This window comes from Haloleucobacter albus (assembly GCF_052492075.1).
Map to the genome: position 1 here is coordinate 104792 of NZ_JBQWAS010000018.1, position 18048 is coordinate 122839.

Sequence of the window (18048 nt, forward strand, 5' to 3'; positions counted from 1 at the left end):
ATCATGGCCGACGTGCAGACCCAGACAGAAGATGCGGGCGGCGCAACCGAAGCCGCGGAACTTTCATTCCTTGACCAGGCGATTGCCGCCACCAAGCAGACCGAGCCGGACCGTACCACCGAGCTGCTGCGCACCTTCACCCGTGAGGCGCTGGCCGGCACCGTGACCTTCGACAAGAACCTGTCGAAGACCATCACTCAGGCCATCACCGCCATTGACGAGAAGCTCTCCACCCAGCTCAACGCCATCATCCATCATCCCGACTTCCAGAAGCTGGAAGGCACCTGGCGCGGGCTGAACTATCTCGTGATGAATTCCGAAACCGGAACTTCTCTCAAGATCCGGATGCTGAACTGCACGAAGAAAGAGCTCCACAAGAGCCTGTCCAAGGCGTCGGAGTTCGACCAGAGCACCATCTTCAAGAAGATCTATGAAACCGAATTCGGCAGCCCCGGCGGTGAGCCCTATGGCACGCTGATCGGCGATTATGAATTCACCAGCCACCCGGAAGATATCGAGCTGCTCACCCAGATGTCGAGCGTGGCGGCGGCGGCTTTTGCCCCCTTCGTCACGGCGGCCAGCCCGAAACTGTTCGGCTTTGATGATTTCACCGAGCTGTCCAAGCCTCGCGATCTCGAAAAGATCTTCGATTCCGTGGAATATGCGAAATGGCGCAGCTTCCGGGAATCCGAGGATTCCCGCTTCGTCACTCTCACCATGCCGCGCACGCTGGCCCGCCTGCCCTATGGCGCCAACACCCGGCCCGTGGAAGAGTTCGACTTCGAGGAAAGCCCCATCGAAAACGGCGTGCCCCGTGCCATGCAGCACGAGGATTATTGCTGGATGAATTCCTCCTATGTGCTGGGCGCGCGCCTCACGGACGCCTTCGCTCAGCACGGCTGGTGCACGGCCATTCGCGGTGCTGAGGGCGGCGGCAAGGTGGAAAACCTGCCCAGCCACACCTTCATCTCCGATGATGGCGATACGGACCAGCAGTGCCCCACCGAAATCGGCATCACGGATCGGCGCGAGGCTGAACTTTCCAAGCTCGGCTTCCTGCCCCTGTGTCACTACAAGTCCACCGACTATGCGGTGTTCTTCGGTGCCCAGACCACCCAGAAGCCGAAGAAGTATGACCGGCCGGAAGCCACCGCCAATGCGGCCATTTCCGCCCGCCTGCCCTATGTGATGGCCACCTCCCGCTTTGCCCATTATCTGAAGATCATGGGCCGCGACAAGGTTGGCTCCTTCATGGAGGCCAGCGATTGCGAAAAGTGGCTGAACCGCTGGATCATCAATTATGTCAACGGCAATGAAGATGCCGGGCAGGACATGAAGGCCAAATATCCGCTCGCAGAGGCCAAGGTCGAAGTGCGCGAAATTCCCGGCCAGCCTGGTTCCTACAATGCCGTCGCCTGGCTGCGCCCCTGGCTTCAGATGGAAGAGCTGACCACCTCGCTGCGCATGGTGGCCCGCATTCCTTCCGCCTCCTGACCTCTTTCGTGACGGGCAGCCCTCTGGCCGCCCGTCACCCCCACGAAAGGCGAGGAACAGGGAAAAGCCCCCCTGACAAGGACAGGACACAGTGGAGCCAGACCTGCCAGATCAAGACCCTCCCGACGGCGAAACCGCCGATGATCGGGCGCGCCTTGACGCGTCTGTGACCAGCGCCCCCCTGCCTTCAGATACCCTCTCTTCGCACGAGAGCACCGCTTCAGAAACTGAAAGCGCTCCATCTTCATCCCCCACCTCCCCATCGCGCCCCACCTTGCGCGGCATGGCCGTGGATTGCGCCCTGGGGCGTCTGGACCCGGCTCTTCTGGATGATTTCCTGAATGAGGACGACCCGGCGCGCGCCCTTGCCTTGTGGTATGGCGAAGACGTCGCCGTTCTCAAGGATGGCGCAGCACTGGCCGGCGTGATCGACCGGGATATCGCCTTTCTGGATGAAGTGCTGACAGATCAGCTCAACGCCATCCTGCATCACCCGCGATTCCAGTCTCTGGAGGCCTCATGGCGGGGCCTGTCCTATCTGTGTGATTGCGCCGGGCAGGCCGCGCATGTTCAGGTGCGCGCCCTCAACCTGCCCTGGGCCGAACTCTGCCAGGATTTTGACCGCGCGTCAGATTTTGACCAGAGCCATCTCTTCACGAAAATCTACAGCAACGAATTTGGCATGCCAGGCGGCAAGCCCTTTGGTGTGCTGCTGTGCGATTACGAAATCCGCCATATGCCGGGGCCTGGCCATCGCACCGATGATGTGGCCGGGCTGGCTGGCCTTGCCGGCGTCGCCGCAGCCGCCTTCGCACCGGCCATATTGGGTGCCTCCCCGCAACTTCTCGGGCTCGACAGCTTTCCCCGTCTGGCCCAGATGCGCCAGATGCAGGGCTTGTTCTCCGGCGGGGAATACCGGCGCTTTGAACGGTTGCGTGGCATGGATGACGCCCGGTTTCTCGGGCTGGTTCTCCCACGTGTGCTCATGCGGCACCCTTATGGACAGGATGGGCTGTCCAATGTCGGCTTCCGCTACCGCGAAGACCTGCACGGCCTGCGCCATGCGCAAATGTGCTGGGGCAGCGCGGTGTATGCCTTTGGTGAAGTCCTCATTCGCGCCTTTGACCAGTATGGCTGGTTTGCCGATATCTGCGGCTCCCGCCGTGGAGAGCTGGATTTCGGACTGGTGACAGGCATTCACGCCCCTTCCGCCGAAACCGACAAGATGAATGTGGTGGACCGCTTCGGCACCGAGCTGGTCATCCCTACCGACATGGAGGCAGACCTTGCGCGCAAGGGCCTGATGACGCTGAGCTCCTGCAAGGATACCCCCTGGCTGGCCTTCGGCTCCAGCGTCTCCATCCAGAATGTGCCGGCCCATGGGCACGGGCCTGAAGTGGTCAATGCCCGCCTCTCGGCCATGCTCCGTTATATTCTGTGCGTTTCCCGCTTCGCGCATTATGTCAAAATCCAGGTCCGCGACCGTATTGGCAGCTTCACCACGGCCGAGGTCTGCGAACGCGAATTGCAAAAATGGCTGCACGGCTACTGCCTGGGCAATGATGACGCCAGCAGCGAAATGAAAGCGCGCTATCCCCTGCGGGAAGCCACCGTGGAAGTGCGCGAGATCGCCAGCCGGCCGGGCAGTTTCGCCTGCGTCATGCATCTGCGCCCACATTTCCAGCTCGACCAGATCTTCACCACCTTCAAGCTGGTGACGGATGTCTCGCTCGCAACACGGCCGGGAATGGCCTGATCTCAAGCCAAGGAAGAACACCCATGAGCCTTTCCGCCCTCGAGCTGTTTGAAGCCGGCCAGCTTGCCGATGCCATTCTCGCCATGAATGCGGACGTGAAAGCCGCGCCGGCGGATATTACTCTGCGCAGCCGGCTGACAGAATTTCTCTGCGTAGCCGGCGATCTGGAGCGCGCGGAGCGCCAGCTTGAAGCCATCATGCTTCAGGACCCGAAAACCGCGCTGCGCGTAGCCGGTCTACGGCAGTTTCTGCGGGCGGATGAAGCTCGGCGGCAGGTCTGGGGGGAAGGGCGTGCGCCGGAATTCACAGCAGAGCCACCCGCTCACGCCACCCTGCGTCTGGAAGCCCTCATGCATCTACGGGCGGGCCAGCTTGAAGAGGCTGCCGCCAGCCTTGAACGTGCGGAAGCTGAACGCCCCGCCGTGCGTGGCACTCATAATGGCGAAGCCTTCGATGATTTCCGTGATCTTGATGACCTGACCGGCGGCATGCTGGAAGTGCTGACGGTGACCGGGAAATATTTCTGGGTGCCGCTGGAGCAGGTAGAGGAGGCCATTTTCACTGCCCCCGACCGCCCGCTGGACAGGGCCTGGCGCACCGTGCAACTCAGCGTACGTGGTGGGCCCGAAGGAGAGGTCATGATCCCCTCCACCTATCTGCCGCCGGCGATGCAGCCCCCTGCCAGCCCCCTCACGGAGGCCCAGCGCATGGGCCGGGAGACGGACTGGACGGAAATTCAACCTGGCTGCATGCTGGGGCGCGGGCTGCGCAGCTTCCTTGTCGGCGAGGAAAGCCGCACCATCATGGAGCTCCGGCAGCTCACATTCGCACAGGAGTGAACCATGCCGCCCCTGCGCATGTCGACGACACAGACCACCGCCGGTCTTTCCGGCGGCAAGTCGCCCAGCTCTGGCTCTTCGGATGGGGACGCCAGCCCGTTTCAGCGTCTTTCCCTGCTGGATCGCCTGCTGGATGATGAAGACAGGAGCTTCATTCAGGCGCTGCGCCACGGAATACGACGAGATCTGGAAGCCCTTCTGAATACCGAGCAATGCCTCCTCAGCTGGCCGAAATCTCTTTCAGAACTTGACAGTTCCATTCTGAATTTCGGCATCATGTGCTTCGGCACAACCAACATGTCCACCCAGGAGCACCGGACGGCTGTCGTGGAGCGGATTGGTGCCATCATCCGCACATGGGAACCCCGCCTGCATCATTTGAATGTGCAGGCCATTCCCAATGGTGACCCAACGGACCGCACTCTTCATTTGCGGATTGAGGCGCAGGTGACAACCTACGCCGCCCCGGTGGCCATGGTGTTCGATACGGTCATCGAACCCACGGGCAATACGATGGTTTCCCTGACGAGTGCGCGCCGTGAGTGATGATCTGCTGGAATATTACAACCGCGAACTGACCTATCTGCGCCATAGCGCGGAGGAGTTCGCCCAGGCGCATCCCCGTATCGCCGCAAACCTGCGTCTGTCCGGCGATGCAGTGGATGATCCGCATATTGCGCGCCTCATGGAAGGCGTCGCCTTTCTGAACGCCCGGATTTCCCGCAAGCTGGATGACGAGTTCCCGGAGCTGGTGGATACGCTGCTGGAGGCGCTTTATCCGCATTTTCTGGCCCCAGTGCCCTCCATGGCCATTGTTCAGTTTCAGCCCAAGCCGGAAATGCAGGGGCCGCAGCTCATTCCGGCCGACACCGAGATGGAGGCTGAGCCCGTGGAGGGCGAAGCCTGCCGTTTCCGCACCCGTTATCCCGTCACGCTCTGGCCCATGGAGCTGGTGGATGCGAGCATGAGCGGCCGGCCCTTCGTCGCTCCGCTGCGAGGGGATGTGAGCGCGGCGGCGGCGGTTCTGCGCCTTTCCCTGCGCTGCACCGTTCCCGGCATGACCTTGACGGAACTGGGGCCAGACCGGCTGCGCCTGTTTCTGCGGGGCAATGCGCTTCATATTCACACCCTGCAAAATCTCATTCTCAACCGTACCATTGGCGTCGCGCTGGCCGATGGCCCCAATGACCCCGCCCCTGTTTTCCGCCCCCCTTCCGCCGTAACGCCGGTGGGCTTTGGGGCCGATGAACAGATTCTGCCCTATACGCCGCAGACCCAGCAGGCCCATCGCCTGCTGATGGAGTATTTCACCTTTCCAGAAAAATTCCTGTTCTTTGATGTGGACTTGTCCGCAAAAGTGCTGACAGGTGCCGGCGACACGCTGGATATTTTTCTCTATTTCGACCGTACGGATACCACGCTGGAACGTGCCGTTTCCAAGGACTGGTTTGCGCTGGGGTGCGCGCCCATCGTCAATCTGTTTTCCCAGCGGGCAGAACCCGTGCTGCATGGCCAGACCCGTTATGAGCACCGCCTTATTCCCGATGCCCGCCGGCAGGGCGCCCTGGAAATTCATTCCATCCGCTCAATCCGTGGAACAGATGGCGCTGGACGCCAATATCCCGTTCTGCCCTTCTATGCGCGGCATGGCGCAACGCAGGCAGATACGCCCCCCGCCTTCTGGAGTGCGGCGCGCCGGGCCGCCGGGCCGCAGGACCCTGGCACGGAAATGTATCTTTCCATACATGATCCACACCCGGACCGCGCCTTCTCCCAGGATATCGTGTTCTCAGTCGAAACCCTGTGCCTGAACCGGGATCTGCCTTCGCGCCTGCCCTATGGCGGGGGCCACCCCCATCTCACCCCGGTTGAAGGCATTGCCACGCTGGGCCAGATTTTATGCATTACCCCTCCCACGCCAACTGTGCGCATGAGCACGGCGCGCGGGCGTCACTGGGCCCTGATGTCCCATCTGGCGCTGAACCATCTTTCCCTTTGCGGGCCCGGAGGGCTGGAGGCGCTGAAGGAAATTCTTGGCCTCTATAATATCCGCAACAGCGCGGATATTGGCCTGGCCATCAATGGCATCGCCTCCATGACCACCCGCAGAGGTGTGGCCCGTGCACCCATGCGGGCCGGCGACGCCCCCTGGGCCGATGGCATCTGCCGTGGCATCGACATTACGCTTGAATTTGACGATGCCTATTTTTCCAGCCGGAACCCTTATCTATTTGCCATGGTCCTTGACCATTTCTTCGGCCTTCACGCCTCCATCAATGCCTTCACACGGTTGACCGCAATGATGAAAGGCCAACCAGGAACCCAGCGCACATGGCCAGCACGAGCCGGATTTCGCCCCCTGCTCTGATCGCCCGGCTGCTGGAGCGGCCGGAGGGGTTTGATTTCATTCAGGCGGTGCGTTTGCTGAACCGTCTGCAACATCTGCCAGACGGCATCGCTGTGCCCGATAGCGCGGAGGCTCAGCACGGGAAGGCGGGCATTGGCGAGGCATCATGCTTTGTCAGCAACACCACGCTACACTACCCCACGGCCGCTGTCGTTCGTGCGCAATTTGTGCCGGAAACCCGACGCATCCAGCTGACATCCGGCCTGTTTGGGCTGATCGGCGCCATGGGTGTGCTTCCCTACAGCTACACGGATCTCGCCCTTCAGAGCCTGGCCGCGCGCAATCCGGGCTATACGGCGTTTCTGGATCTTTTTCACAATCGGGCGACCACCCTGTTCTGGCAGGCCTCCACCAAATATCGCATCGCCATTGCGCATGAGCGCGCACACTGTGAGGCCCCGGCGCAGGAGAAGACAGGCGAACAGGCCGCCGCGCAGGATGATGATTTCACCCATGTACTGCGCGCCATGGCCGGGCTGTCTGCCGTCTCCACCCGGAACCGGCTGTCCGTACCGGATCTCAGCATTCTCTATCTGGCCAGCCTGTTTGCCTCAAATGTGCGCAGCATGATGGGGCTGGAGCAGCTGCTCTCCCACCATCTGGAACGCCCGGTACGTGTGGAACCCTTTGTGGGGGGCTGGCTCCCCGTGCATGAAGGGGAACAGACCCGGCTGGCCCCGCCAGACAGCCCGGCTGCGGCCTATGCCCTGCTGGGCCAAACCACCATGCTTGGCGCACAGGCATGGGTGGCGCAGGATGCGTTTCGCATTGTTATCGGCCCCGTCGACAGCCAGATCCTGCCGGCTCTGCTGCCAGATGGCGACATCCTTCGTCAGGTCCGCGATCTGACCCGCCTGTATTGCGGCATTGAATATGATTTCGACATCAATGTAATCGTGAAAGCGGAAAGCGTCCCGGCCAGCCGCCTGGCCACCAGCGCGGAGCCCACGCCCCTCACTCGCCTGGGCTACACGTCGTGGCTGCTTTCCGCCCCGAGCCCGGAGGATCGTGCAGATGCGATGATTCCGGCGAGCGATCTTGAAAACGAGACAGCAGGCTGAAAGGTCATATCCCCCTTCAGCCTGCTGTCTGCACATGATGTCTACCGCGTCAGATCCTGCGGGCATTTGAAGCCCGCAAGAGGGTTGCTGGCGAAGGGATTATCAACGCTCGTCGCATTCAGCAGAAAGCTCGCCGAGCGTTCACCCAGATTCACCTCAAAACTGAAGCGGTCTGCCGCAAGGGCGCGCAACTTGTTCGCCTTCAGGAAGCGTAGCAAGGCCCATGGCCCGGAGACCGTGATGGATGACGGCTGGCCGGGTTGCTGCGCGCCAAACTCAACACGCACACCACTGCTTGCGCCGGGCCATTTCATCGAAACGGTCTGCGGCGGGCCATACTGGTAAATCAGGGATTGGCCATCAATATCCAGCTTCACCCGCATCGCTCCCGCATCCAGATCCACGGGGGTGACATTGAAGAGCAGTTGCGGTGTGGCCGCGCCCGGCAGGAAGAAGACCGTGCGGATACGCGCAGCCTGTTCAAAGGTGCTCAAGGCCTCTGGTGAGAGCGCCGGCTGCGCCCCCGCATTGCGCAACACCCGCCACGGGGTCACCCCGGTATCGACGAATGGCTTGATATGGCGCTGGAAGAACTGATCCAGAATGCCCTCAGGCGCAAAAAAGCGGGAGAAATCGGCGATAGTCATATCCTGCCGGCTGTTGGAGGCCGGGTAACGCCCCCTGATCGCGGCATTGCAGAATGGCAGCACCATGGTTTTCCAGGCGCTGTTCATATCATCCTGAAGGCCGGCATTCGCAATTCTGGTGGTTTCACGCACCAATGCCAGAATGGAATCGCCCAGAGCCGGAGGCGCGCTGATTGTGGAAAGGCGCAACTGGTTCAAAATCTGGGTGAAGGCCGGGCCTGATGTCAGATCCGTGATCTGCGCCGGAACCGCCCCATCTGCGCTGGCGACCGGGCCGATAATGGCGCTGAGCTGCACCAGTTGTTTCATCACCTCATCCAGCGGGCTGGAAGCGCCGCCCACAAACTCTCGCAAACTGGCGAACCGATTGGTGATCGGCGCGCCGGGAGAGGCCGGCTGGGGAGACGTATTGGCCTTCAATGTCTGCTGGACAGCCTTCTCGACAGCAGACCCGTCTTCCTTCTTTGGCTCGGGTGGCGTGAGCGTGGTCTGCTGCACCACGGAGGACAGATAGTTTTTCAGCGGAGACGGCGGCCCCACCAGCGCCTTCAGGATGGACACTTCCTGCTGAAGGGTGCTGAAGGATGCAAGAGTGACATCATTCAGCACATCTTCCCATTTGTTGATATAGGCGTTGGCGAACAGGGAGAGCATCTCCTCCCGCAATGCGCTGGCCCGCAATGTATTTTCCTGCCGGGTGCCTTCCGGCAGGCGCACCCAGTCATCCCGGACAAGCTGTTCCGCCACCTTGCCGATGGCCGGCACCATGATGGTGAAGAAATTATCCGCCAGATACATGCCGGGAACATTTTCTGCCAGATTCTGCCCCGAACGCCGCACCAGCGCATAATTCGCCAGTGGGCCGGCGACATCCTGAAGACGCCAGGGCTTCAGCGCCACGACTTCAGGCAACTCCTCCAGAATGGCCAGACCACGCTGCGAAGGCGGATACTGCCCCAGCACCACCCGCGCATCATCTACAAGCTTCTGGTTGAGGGAGATGGGCGGAAAACCGGCCTCCAGAAGATTGGCCACCTGATCATGCAAGGTCGCCCGCAACCGCTCCTGCGCCGCACCGGGATACAGATGGCTGAACTCCTCATCCGCCCAGCGCAACACCACATCATGATTTACCGGCGCCTTGCCGCCCATCATCAGATAAACCATGAGGACATCATAGAGATCCTCCGGGCTTGAGCGGGTCGCCACCATCTGCCGCTGAAGCAGCTCAACCAGCCGCGGCAGCAGAAAGATGCGCAAGCCGTCATGATATTCTTTCTGCGTGGTAGCCGAGAGCGCCGGCAGCTGGGAAAGCCCGCCTCTCTGCACCAGAGGTACAGGATCATTACGGCTATCCCATCCTGTCGGCAGCGCCGCAAGCGTCGTCAGCGCCGGTATGGTGGACGCAAGATCCAGATCCGGCCTGTCCGTGCGCGCAAGGCTCTCATTGATGGGCCGAATGACCTTCTCCGCCTTGGCGGTGGCTTCATCCACCTGCTGGATCAGCGCTTCATTGGTTGCATAGCTGAAGGCCCACCAGAAGGAGAAGCACAGCCCAATGACCGCGATCAGCGCGGTCAGCCCCCACTGCAATCGCGTCTGGCGGCGCTTCACCTCACTATCGACCCCAACCAGCCCCGCCTCTTCAAAGATGACCTTCTCCAGAATATCACGCGAGAAATATCCCGCCCGGAGCCGGTCCACGATTGAGGGCCTTTCCTGCTGGCCGGTCCCACGTGACGGCCCGGCCTCCGGCGCTTCGGAAGGCACTTGCGCACTGGTGAAATAAAGACCGCGCAACAAAAGCGCGCGTTCATATCCGCTCGGTTTGAACACATCTTCCAGAAAATCGGAGAGCATCGGGCGCAGAGCCGCCAGATGCGGCAGGAACATATAGGCATCAAACCGTTTTTCGGTTTCCGGCTCCTCATGCACGCGGTTGAGCATGCGGCTGCGCTGCCATTGCAGCAGATGCAAATATTCCTGATTGAAAAAGGTGGTTATTGCGCTCTCATCCTGCTCATGCGCCTCTTCCCGACCAAACGGAAATGTCAGGCCAAAAGCCCGGCCCCGGTCTTCTGCGGAAAGCCCTTCAAACAGGGGCTTGAAACCCGGCACCCGATCCAGCCCCGTAAACACCACATAGACCGGAAAGCGCATTTTCAAGGACGCCTGCAAACCGACAAGCTGCTGGCGAATATCGGCTGCGCGGGTGGCGCGCTCCACTTCATCCCAACCCACAAAGGTTTCAAGATTAAACAGAAACAGAACGCCATTGATCGGCTGGCGCGAACGCACTTTCTTCAACTGGTCGATAAATGCGGTCCACACTTTCCGGGCCGGGCCAGACAGCACCCCATCACCCCGAAAGGGCCCCTGCGTATCAATCAGCACGGCCTTGTTGGTGAAGAAGAAGGTTGTTTCGGCCTCAGAATCCTGCTTGCCGCCGGAACGTTCGGCCACAGGAAACCGCAGGCCCGAATGGCGGATGAAACTGGTCTTCCCGCTGCCTGTCGGCCCCATCACCAGATACCAGGGCAACTGGTAGGCATAGGCGCGCGCAAATTTCCGGCTGCCCCGCATGCGCCGCAACACATCAAGCGCCTGCTGGAAGCCTTCTGTCATTTGCGTGATTTCAGCCCGGATCCGCGTATCCTCGTCATTTTTCTCCTGCGAGGCCGCAACCGGCGCGGCAACGACCGCCTGTGCCGATGACGGCGGCTTGTGACGCAAGCGCCAGACCAGCACGATCAACAGGGCGAAGAGCAGGATGACGCACTGCACCAGAAGCCTTGGAAACAGGCCGGCCAAGGGCCTCACCCCAAGAATGCTGAGATGCGGGGCAGCGAACCAGGTGAGCAGCGACAACACCAGGACGCCGAGGGCAAGCAGAACCCAACGCCAGAAGACCCGCGATGTCATCCACTTTTTCATTTACGCGATCCTCATCCGGTACGCGGTCCGGTTCATTGGGGTGTCAGCACGATCTCGACACGCCGGTTGGCCTGCCGGCCCTGCGGCGTGTTGTTGGTCTCGATCGGGTCAGCCGAGCCCCGGCCAATCGAGCGGATCGCCCGCCCCGTATCCAGATCCGCACGCAGCATGCGCGCCACGCTATCGGCCCGCCCCTGCGAGAGAGCGACATTGCTGGGGAATTTAGAGGTATGGATCGGCAGGCTGTCAGTATAGCCGACAACCTCGATCGCCCCCTTCGTGGCCTGAAGCGCAGTCCCCACATCATTCACCACGCGAACGAAGGGCTGGCGCACCTGGGTGGAGGCGCTAGCGAAAACCTCCCCCACCGTCCGAATGACAACCTGGCCGTTACGTTCCAGCACCTTCAGCACGCCCTCCTGTTGCTCAGGCTGCAACATGGCGGAAATGATCTCGAAGGGCGTTTTCTCAGGCTTGGCCGGCGCTTTTGGTGCGGGCGGCGGATCAGCCGGGCGGGATATGGGCACCTTCGTCACATGCGGCGGCGCCACTGGAGGCACAGGCGCCGGGGGCGTCAGAACGACCTCCGGCGGAGCCAAAAGCGCCAGAACCTTTTCTTGCGCCAAAGAGGTGCCATGGTGCAGGCTTGAGATCAGCGCGGCATAAATGCCGAGCAACAACACAAGCACACCCAGCGCCCCGATCCAGACCGGGAGAAAATCCCGCAACTGCCGATTGGCAGCCTGTACCCCCTGCCACACCGGCGAAAGATCCGACTGCGGTGCGCCATGGGCCTGATAGAGAACCTTGTAAATCCGCTCTCTCAACTTCGTCAGTTCTGCGGAACCATTGGCTGCAAGGCGGTATTTGCCCTCAAACCCGAATTCCAGACAGAAATAGAAGAACTCGATTTCACGCATCAGCGTCTGCTGCGCGCCCAGCATCTGGTTCAAAAGCGAGAAAAAGCGTTCACCGCCCCAGGCCTCGTGAAAAAACACCGAGATCATGGTGCGGGAGGACCAGTTGCTGTCTGGCCCCCAACTGGTTTTCAGCACGCCATCATCAACCGAAGCCGCCAGCGCATAAAGGGTGAGGCGGGCATGCTGGTTTGAAACCCCGGCTCCTGTCAGTTGCAGTTCAAAATCCTGCAAGCTGCGGATCAATGTGCGATGCAGGCTATCCACATCAGGTGGCGCGCTGGAACGCTGAACCCGTGAGAGCAGGTCAAAGATGGGGGCAGCCAGGCCCAGAGCCGGGTTATCGGGGTACACATCCGGCGCTGAAAACGCCGCCTCCGGCCAGCCCCGAGCCTCCGGCGCCATCTGCGCGGCTTCAGGCGCCAATTCCTCATGAGAAGGCGGCTTCTGAGGTATCAGAGGCTCTGTGCTGTCGAAAACAGGCGGTGCAACGGCTGTTCCCTGCTGCGTTGGTGCTGCCGCGCCCGCCCGGAACGGGCCCGAGGGCGGTGCAAATATGGTCTCATCCATTGCCGCACCTCCTGCCTGCCCTGAAAGAAGCTCCGCTCATTGAAGAGCCTGTCGCACGCCATGCCCTCATTTGCGGATGGCCCACAATTCCATCGCGACCCCCGGAAACTCGCCAGCCAGATGCACGGCTATGCCGCCCGAGCTTTCCAGCTGCTTCCAGATGGGGCTGGCGGGCTCCAGCTCGAAATACACCGCACCGGAATGGTAGGGCAGTTGCCGCGGCGCGACCGCCAGCGGCCGCACCCGAATGCCGGGAAGCTGCACATTCACCAGTTCGCGGATCTGCTCAACCGGGCCAATCTTGATAAGCGCCGGCAGAGAGCGGCGAATGGCCTCGCCGGACATTTCCGCCTTGACCACCAGAACGAAGACCGCCCCGGCCAGCAGGGTGCGATCCTGAATGGAACCAACCCGGATGCCATATTTGCGATCCTGCAACGGGATCTGAACCGCATTCTGTTCCAGCACTGCACTGAGAGAGCGCCGCAGTTCTACCATCACTGCGGCGAACGTGGTCTGAAGATCCTCATGCACATAGGCCGGAAATTCCGGCGGGCGCTTCGTCATGCTGGTGAAGGTGGCCAGTTCACCCGCCAGTTCAAGCAACGCCGCATACAAACGCTCGGGATGCAGGCCGGAAATATTCGCCAGATGGGCCAGATGCGGCTCACTGCGATTGATGATCTCCAGCATCAGGAAATCGGCAATATCGGCTACACCCCTGCTGTCAGAGCCATTCACACGCGGGGCCAGCGCCTCACCGCGATGATGCAGCATGGCTGTCAGTTCATTGATGAACCCCATCAGCACGGGAGACGAGGCGCAATCGAGCGTGGGGGGAATGAAAGCCGGATCAAGCCGCACCCGCCGGTCTGCGCCCACTTCCAGCACACGGGCCAACCCCAGACAGTGGAACCCCTTGCGATCCTCCGTCTCCAGACGCAAGGAGAAACGCAACCCCGCCGTTCGGATCTGCGCAGACATGTTCGAGCCTGAAATCTCGTCCATCACCTCGACATCTTCAGAGCCGAAGCGGGCGGCCGGGTTCTGCCGCGTCTCCACTTCCACAGCAGCAGCCCCGCGCTGCTGCACCGGCAGGCAGAGATAGACGATGCAATTGGTGAGCGCGGCGGGCAGGTCGATGGGTTCCGGGTGCGCATGATCTTCCGGAATACTGAAAGGCGTTCCATCCTCGCACACGCCCACACAGCGCGAGAGTGCGAACTTGCCCAGAGCCAGCAAATCCCGATCCACGGCGCATTCACGTATCCCCCATGGAAAAGGGCACAAGCCCTCGACACGCTGACGCATCAGATGTTCCAGATAGCGATCCTGCTGCTGGAAATGCTGGGGACGCAGGAACATACCCTCCGACCAGACGACCTTGCCGTGTGTGCTCATGATGCATCCTCTCCATCATCCGGCAGACGCGGGAGCGGTCGCGCTTCTGGCAGATCGGGTATCTCGGGAAACTCTAATGGCCTGATCGCGCCAGAGGATGGGGCCTGATGGCCATGCAGGTGAGTGCTGATGCAGGCCGCAATGCTGCGGATCGACAAGCCGGCCCATTCCGGGTCCAGAGCCGCCAGACGGGCCATGGCCTCTTCCGGCGTGCCAGCCAGAAGTTCGGCCTCCTCAGGCGCTCCGGCGCGTGCAAGGCTGGTGAAAGTTTCCATCAGCACCAGTTGCACGGCAAAAGGCAGGCCGGATGGCGCTTCCGGGGCTGCCGGGACTGACGCATCATCCAGCCCATCCCAAGCCGGAGAATGCTCTGACGCATCGGCAAAACCGGGAATGGACGCCGCCCCCAAAGCGGGGGCTGGGGAGGCCGGAGGAACAGGAGGGGCCGGCTCCTCAAACAGGTTTGCAGCGTCGAAGCCTTCCGGCTCCTCATCAGCCCAATCTTCCGGAATGTGGAAATTGGTCGTCATGGCAGGCGTGAAAGCCTGCATTTGCGACGGCACATGATCGCTCTCCACCTTGTCTTCAGACGGGGTCAGTTCTGCGTCAAATGTCGTCCGTTGAGGCAAGAGCGAGAGGAAGGAATCGTCCTCCGGGGGCGGCAGCCCAAGATCCGAACGCGCCAGATCCATATGCAGGGTTGGAAAACCATCCGCACGGGGAAGAGCAAACGGCTCAGGCTCAGCGGGCTCAGCCGGTTCAGCGCCCTGGGCTTCTCCACCCGGCAGGATCGAGAGGAATGGATCGGGCCGCGCCTCTTCCGCACCAATTTTCGCCTCCAGCGTGACAGAGCCCAGCCGGAAACGGTCCCCATCATTCACGATCACGGAGTTGCCCCGCCCCAGAGGCTTGGGCTTGTCATTGATGAAAAGGCCGTTCGAGGATGTATCAATCACCACGAAGACCCCGCCGCGCAGATCAAAGGTGCAATGATTGCGCGACATCAGCCTGTCCGGGTCCTCGATCACCCAGTCATTATCCTCTCCCCGCCCGACGCGACACGGCCCGGCACTGATGCTGTGCGTGTTCGCACCTTCATGATCCGCTGGGGCGATGATGTTCAGGCGCAGGAGATTGCTCATGGCATCATGTCCTTGCTTCTGCCGGGTGCAGGCCGCTACCGCCATTGCCTATATCAACACCCATGGCCAAAACGGCCTCATGACGCGTGGCGATATTCTTCGCTTCGCCCGGCACGCAACACAAGATGAGAGAAGCCCCGGCGGCGCAGGCCGTAAGGCCATCACCCGGCGGCACAACGGCCGGCGCTTCGGGTGGGGCAAGGCTGCCGCCAGACCAGAATACGGCCAGCGCCGCATAACCTGCGGCGGTTTCAAATTTGAGAGCCTCGGCACAGGGATAAGCCGCCTGCCTGTTCTCTTCCGTTGGCTCGTAAACCCAGCGCTCCACACTTTGCCAGGCCTGAGCCTCTGGCTCAGGAAGCTCCTGCGGCAGCAAATGCCGCCGCGCGGCGCAGGCCCACCACACCGCTTCACGACGCGGCAAGCCCAGCGCCAGATAACGGATCGCTTCCGTCGTGAGCCCGTTTTCCGCCAGCGCGCGGATCATGTCGACAGCCGAAAGGCCCGGACGCAACAGGGCTTTCACCTCATCCGACGGCTCGATGAGTGTACACAGATGATCCGCAAGGGCGAAACGCAGTTTGGGAAGGTGACCGATCTTCATCTGCCTGCCATCAGTTGATTGTCACGATCCCGCCCTTGATCTGGACGGTGCCATCGCCATTCACATTCACCATTGCGCCCTTCACCTGCACCTTTGCATCTCCGGTGATGTTGACCTGCGTGCCCTTCACCGTGACGCCTGACTGATTGATGACCACGGAATTGCCGCCCACCTTCAAAGTGATGGAACTGGCGGCCTCCATGGTGATGGAGCCGCCATCACATTTGAGCGTGGCATTGCCCGCCGCCACCTTCACCGCATGGTTGCCCTGACTGACAGTCGTGGTGAGGTTGCCTTGCGAAACCGTGAGATTCTCATTCCCCTGAGAGATCGTGACATCACGGTTTCCCTTGGAAACCGTGACACTTTCATGACCTTCCTGAACCGTCTCTGTGCGGTTGTTCTTGATCGTGATGGTTTGATCGTGCTGCACATTCAGCGTGTCATCATTTTCCACATCACGGGTGTGATCTTTCTGCGCGTGGACATAGATCAGCTCGCTGCCCTTTTTGTCCTCGAAGCGCAGTTCATTGAAAGTGGAACTGTCGCCCTGCATGCTGGAGCGCGTTTTGATGCCACTTTGCGTCTTGTTATCAGGCAGGCTGTAAGGGGGCAGGTTCTTGCCATTATAGAGGCAACCGGTGATGAGCGGCCTGTCCGGGTCCCCTTCCAGAAACTCCACCAGCACTTCCATGCCCACACGCGGGGTAAACACTGCACCCCAGCCGGAACCGGCCATGGATTGCGAAACCCGGACCCAGCAGGAACTTTTCTCATTCTTCGACCCGAGCCGGTCCCAGTGGAACTGGACGCGCACGCGGCCATATTTATCGCAATAGATTTCCTCGCCCTGCGGCCCCACCACCAGTGCAGTTTGCGGGCCGGGTATCAACGGGCGGCGGATATCGCGCGCTGGACGAAATGGCGTGGAGGATGGCGCAGCTTCAAAACGGTTGCGATAGACAACCGGCTCATCCTGATTACCCAGATGGGAAAGATCACGGCCCTCATGCACAACACGTTGCAGCACGTAAGCCTTCCCCTTTTCCGCACTCACCTCGTGGGCAGAAATGCTGAACGTGCTACCCGGCAGAAAGCCCGCATAGCCAGACGCGCCACGCACAATCTGATAATGGGCCTCTTCATGCTCCATGCGCACGCGTGAATATGCACTCCCTGTCGCCTTTGGCGTGTAATCGCCGGGATAATCATATCTTTCCCAGCTTTTGAAAGCGCTATTCTTCAGAACTGTTGATGTCGAAGCCGTCAGGTCCGTATCCGGCTGCTCGAAATCATAATCGGACAAAGTGCTTTTACCAGAGCGGAAGGCAAAACCATTATCCCAGCTATACAGTGCCGGCACAGTTCCGGCCTGGGCCGGAGCATGCGTCACATTGGTATCCGCACAGTTCAGATATGAGGCCGGACTGTCCGAGAGGATCAGCGTATGCTTGCCATCCGCATGCTCAAAGAAGAAAAAGATTCCTTCCTCGGCGAGGATACGCGCCAGAAAATCGAAATCACTTTCCCTGTACTGCACGCAATAATCCCGAACGGGATGCGTGCCAGAGAGGTTTTTTTTCTGGTAATCGGTAATCCCACCTTCAGAAAGAAGCGTATCTGCAATATCCAGAACGGTTTTATTCTGAAAAATACGACAGTCTGTCGTGCGCGTCAGCAACCAGAGGCGGGGGGTGATAACAAGCCGGTAACGCCGGCTTTCATCTACATATTGGTCTCGCGCGGCAAAAGTGGTCACGATTCCGTTGATGTAACGCGGCGCACCTTTGGGACGGGATATCTTCACCGTTACAGATTTGCCCAGCAGACTATCGGGGGAAACGTCCACCTTGCGCGATGACACATCGACCTGAAAGGAGAACAATTCAGACAAAGCCTCAGTTCCCGAAACCTCTGTCGCGAGAAAGACATTCTCACCAAGAGGCGTCGTGATCTGGAGCATTCGACCTGTCTGAACAGGCGATGTTACCTCTCCCATCCTGTCATCCCATCTGAAAACGAAACTCTGTAGCGCCCTCCCCGCCACACTCAGAAGGAAAGGTCAAGAGGATCAGGCCGCACAACTTTTGCGCGACCTGACGAAAACGAACAGCGCACGCGCCGTATGCCACCGAACCTCAGGAGGTCTTGGTGGTGGTCATGTCATAGGAGACAGTCACCGGCGTACCCGCCTTGTTGTCATCCGTATGCGGCGTGAACTTGAACTCGATCTTCGTGAAGCTGATCGAGATGGATTCCGTCGGACGATCCCCGCC

General features: G+C 60.5%; 12 protein-coding genes. 6 read left to right on the forward strand and 6 right to left on the reverse strand.

Annotated features, from left to right (window positions below; translation table 11 throughout):
* From tssC (ACT6QH_RS03315) to tssG, 6 genes are all read left to right on the forward strand, one after another.
* Entirely contained in the window at nt 1-1494 is a 1494-nt protein-coding gene (tssC, locus tag ACT6QH_RS03315) for a type VI secretion system contractile sheath large subunit (protein ID WP_444973406.1), read from the forward strand.
* Nucleotides 1495-1660: 166 nt separating this feature from the next.
* Complete coding sequence (gene tssC, locus ACT6QH_RS03320) at nt 1661-3250, forward strand: type VI secretion system contractile sheath large subunit (protein ID WP_444973385.1); 1590 nt, start codon at nt 1661-1663, stop codon at nt 3248-3250.
* Nucleotides 3251-3273: 23 nt separating this feature from the next.
* Nucleotides 3274-4089, forward strand: coding sequence for a type VI secretion system accessory protein TagJ (locus tag ACT6QH_RS03325; RefSeq protein WP_444973386.1), 816 nt, complete (start codon nt 3274-3276; stop codon nt 4087-4089).
* A 3-nt stretch (nt 4090-4092) separates the two neighbouring features.
* The gene (gene tssE, locus ACT6QH_RS03330) at nt 4093-4635 is read left to right on the forward strand and encodes a type VI secretion system baseplate subunit TssE (protein WP_444973387.1); all 543 of its coding nucleotides are present in this window, start codon (nt 4093-4095) and stop codon (nt 4633-4635) included.
* A complete protein-coding gene (gene tssF / locus ACT6QH_RS03335; protein ID WP_444973388.1) occupies nt 4628-6457 on the forward strand; it encodes a type VI secretion system baseplate subunit TssF in 1830 nt (609 codons plus the stop codon). Before tssE ends, tssF begins: the two co-directional genes overlap by 8 nt.
* The gene (gene tssG / locus ACT6QH_RS03340) at nt 6421-7557 is read left to right on the forward strand and encodes a type VI secretion system baseplate subunit TssG (RefSeq protein WP_444973389.1); all 1137 of its coding nucleotides are present in this window, start codon (nt 6421-6423) and stop codon (nt 7555-7557) included. Before tssF ends, tssG begins: the two co-directional genes overlap by 37 nt.
* Before the next feature lie 41 nt (nt 7558-7598).
* Here tssG and tssM read toward each other — a convergent pair whose 3' ends face one another.
* The 6 genes from tssM to ACT6QH_RS03370 all read right to left on the reverse strand — a co-directional run bounded on the left by tssM (nt 7599) and on the right by ACT6QH_RS03370 (nt 17735).
* Nucleotides 7599-11126 carry a type VI secretion system membrane subunit TssM gene (gene tssM / locus ACT6QH_RS03345; RefSeq protein WP_444973390.1) on the reverse strand — a complete coding sequence of 1176 codons (3528 nt, stop codon included), beginning with the start codon at nt 11124-11126 and terminating at the stop codon, nt 7599-7601.
* A 44-nt stretch (nt 11127-11170) separates the two neighbouring features.
* Complete coding sequence (icmH, locus tag ACT6QH_RS03350; protein WP_444973391.1) at nt 11171-12481, reverse strand: type IVB secretion system protein IcmH/DotU; 1311 nt, start codon at nt 12479-12481, stop codon at nt 11171-11173.
* A 210-nt stretch (nt 12482-12691) separates the two neighbouring features.
* Nucleotides 12692-14026, reverse strand: a complete 1335-nt coding sequence (gene tssK, locus ACT6QH_RS03355) for a type VI secretion system baseplate subunit TssK (protein WP_444973392.1) — start codon at nt 14024-14026, stop codon at nt 12692-12694.
* Nucleotides 14023-15168, reverse strand: a complete 1146-nt coding sequence (locus tag ACT6QH_RS03360) for an FHA domain-containing protein (RefSeq protein WP_444973393.1) — start codon at nt 15166-15168, stop codon at nt 14023-14025. The genes tssK and ACT6QH_RS03360 overlap by 4 nt, the downstream gene beginning before the upstream one ends.
* A 4-nt stretch (nt 15169-15172) precedes the next feature.
* Complete coding sequence (locus ACT6QH_RS03365) at nt 15173-15772, reverse strand: DUF6931 family protein (RefSeq protein WP_444973394.1); 600 nt, start codon at nt 15770-15772, stop codon at nt 15173-15175.
* Nucleotides 15773-15782: 10 nt separating this feature from the next.
* The gene (locus ACT6QH_RS03370) at nt 15783-17735 is read right to left on the reverse strand and encodes a type VI secretion system Vgr family protein (protein WP_444973395.1); all 1953 of its coding nucleotides are present in this window, start codon (nt 17733-17735) and stop codon (nt 15783-15785) included.
* Nucleotides 17736-18048 lie beyond the last annotated feature (313 nt).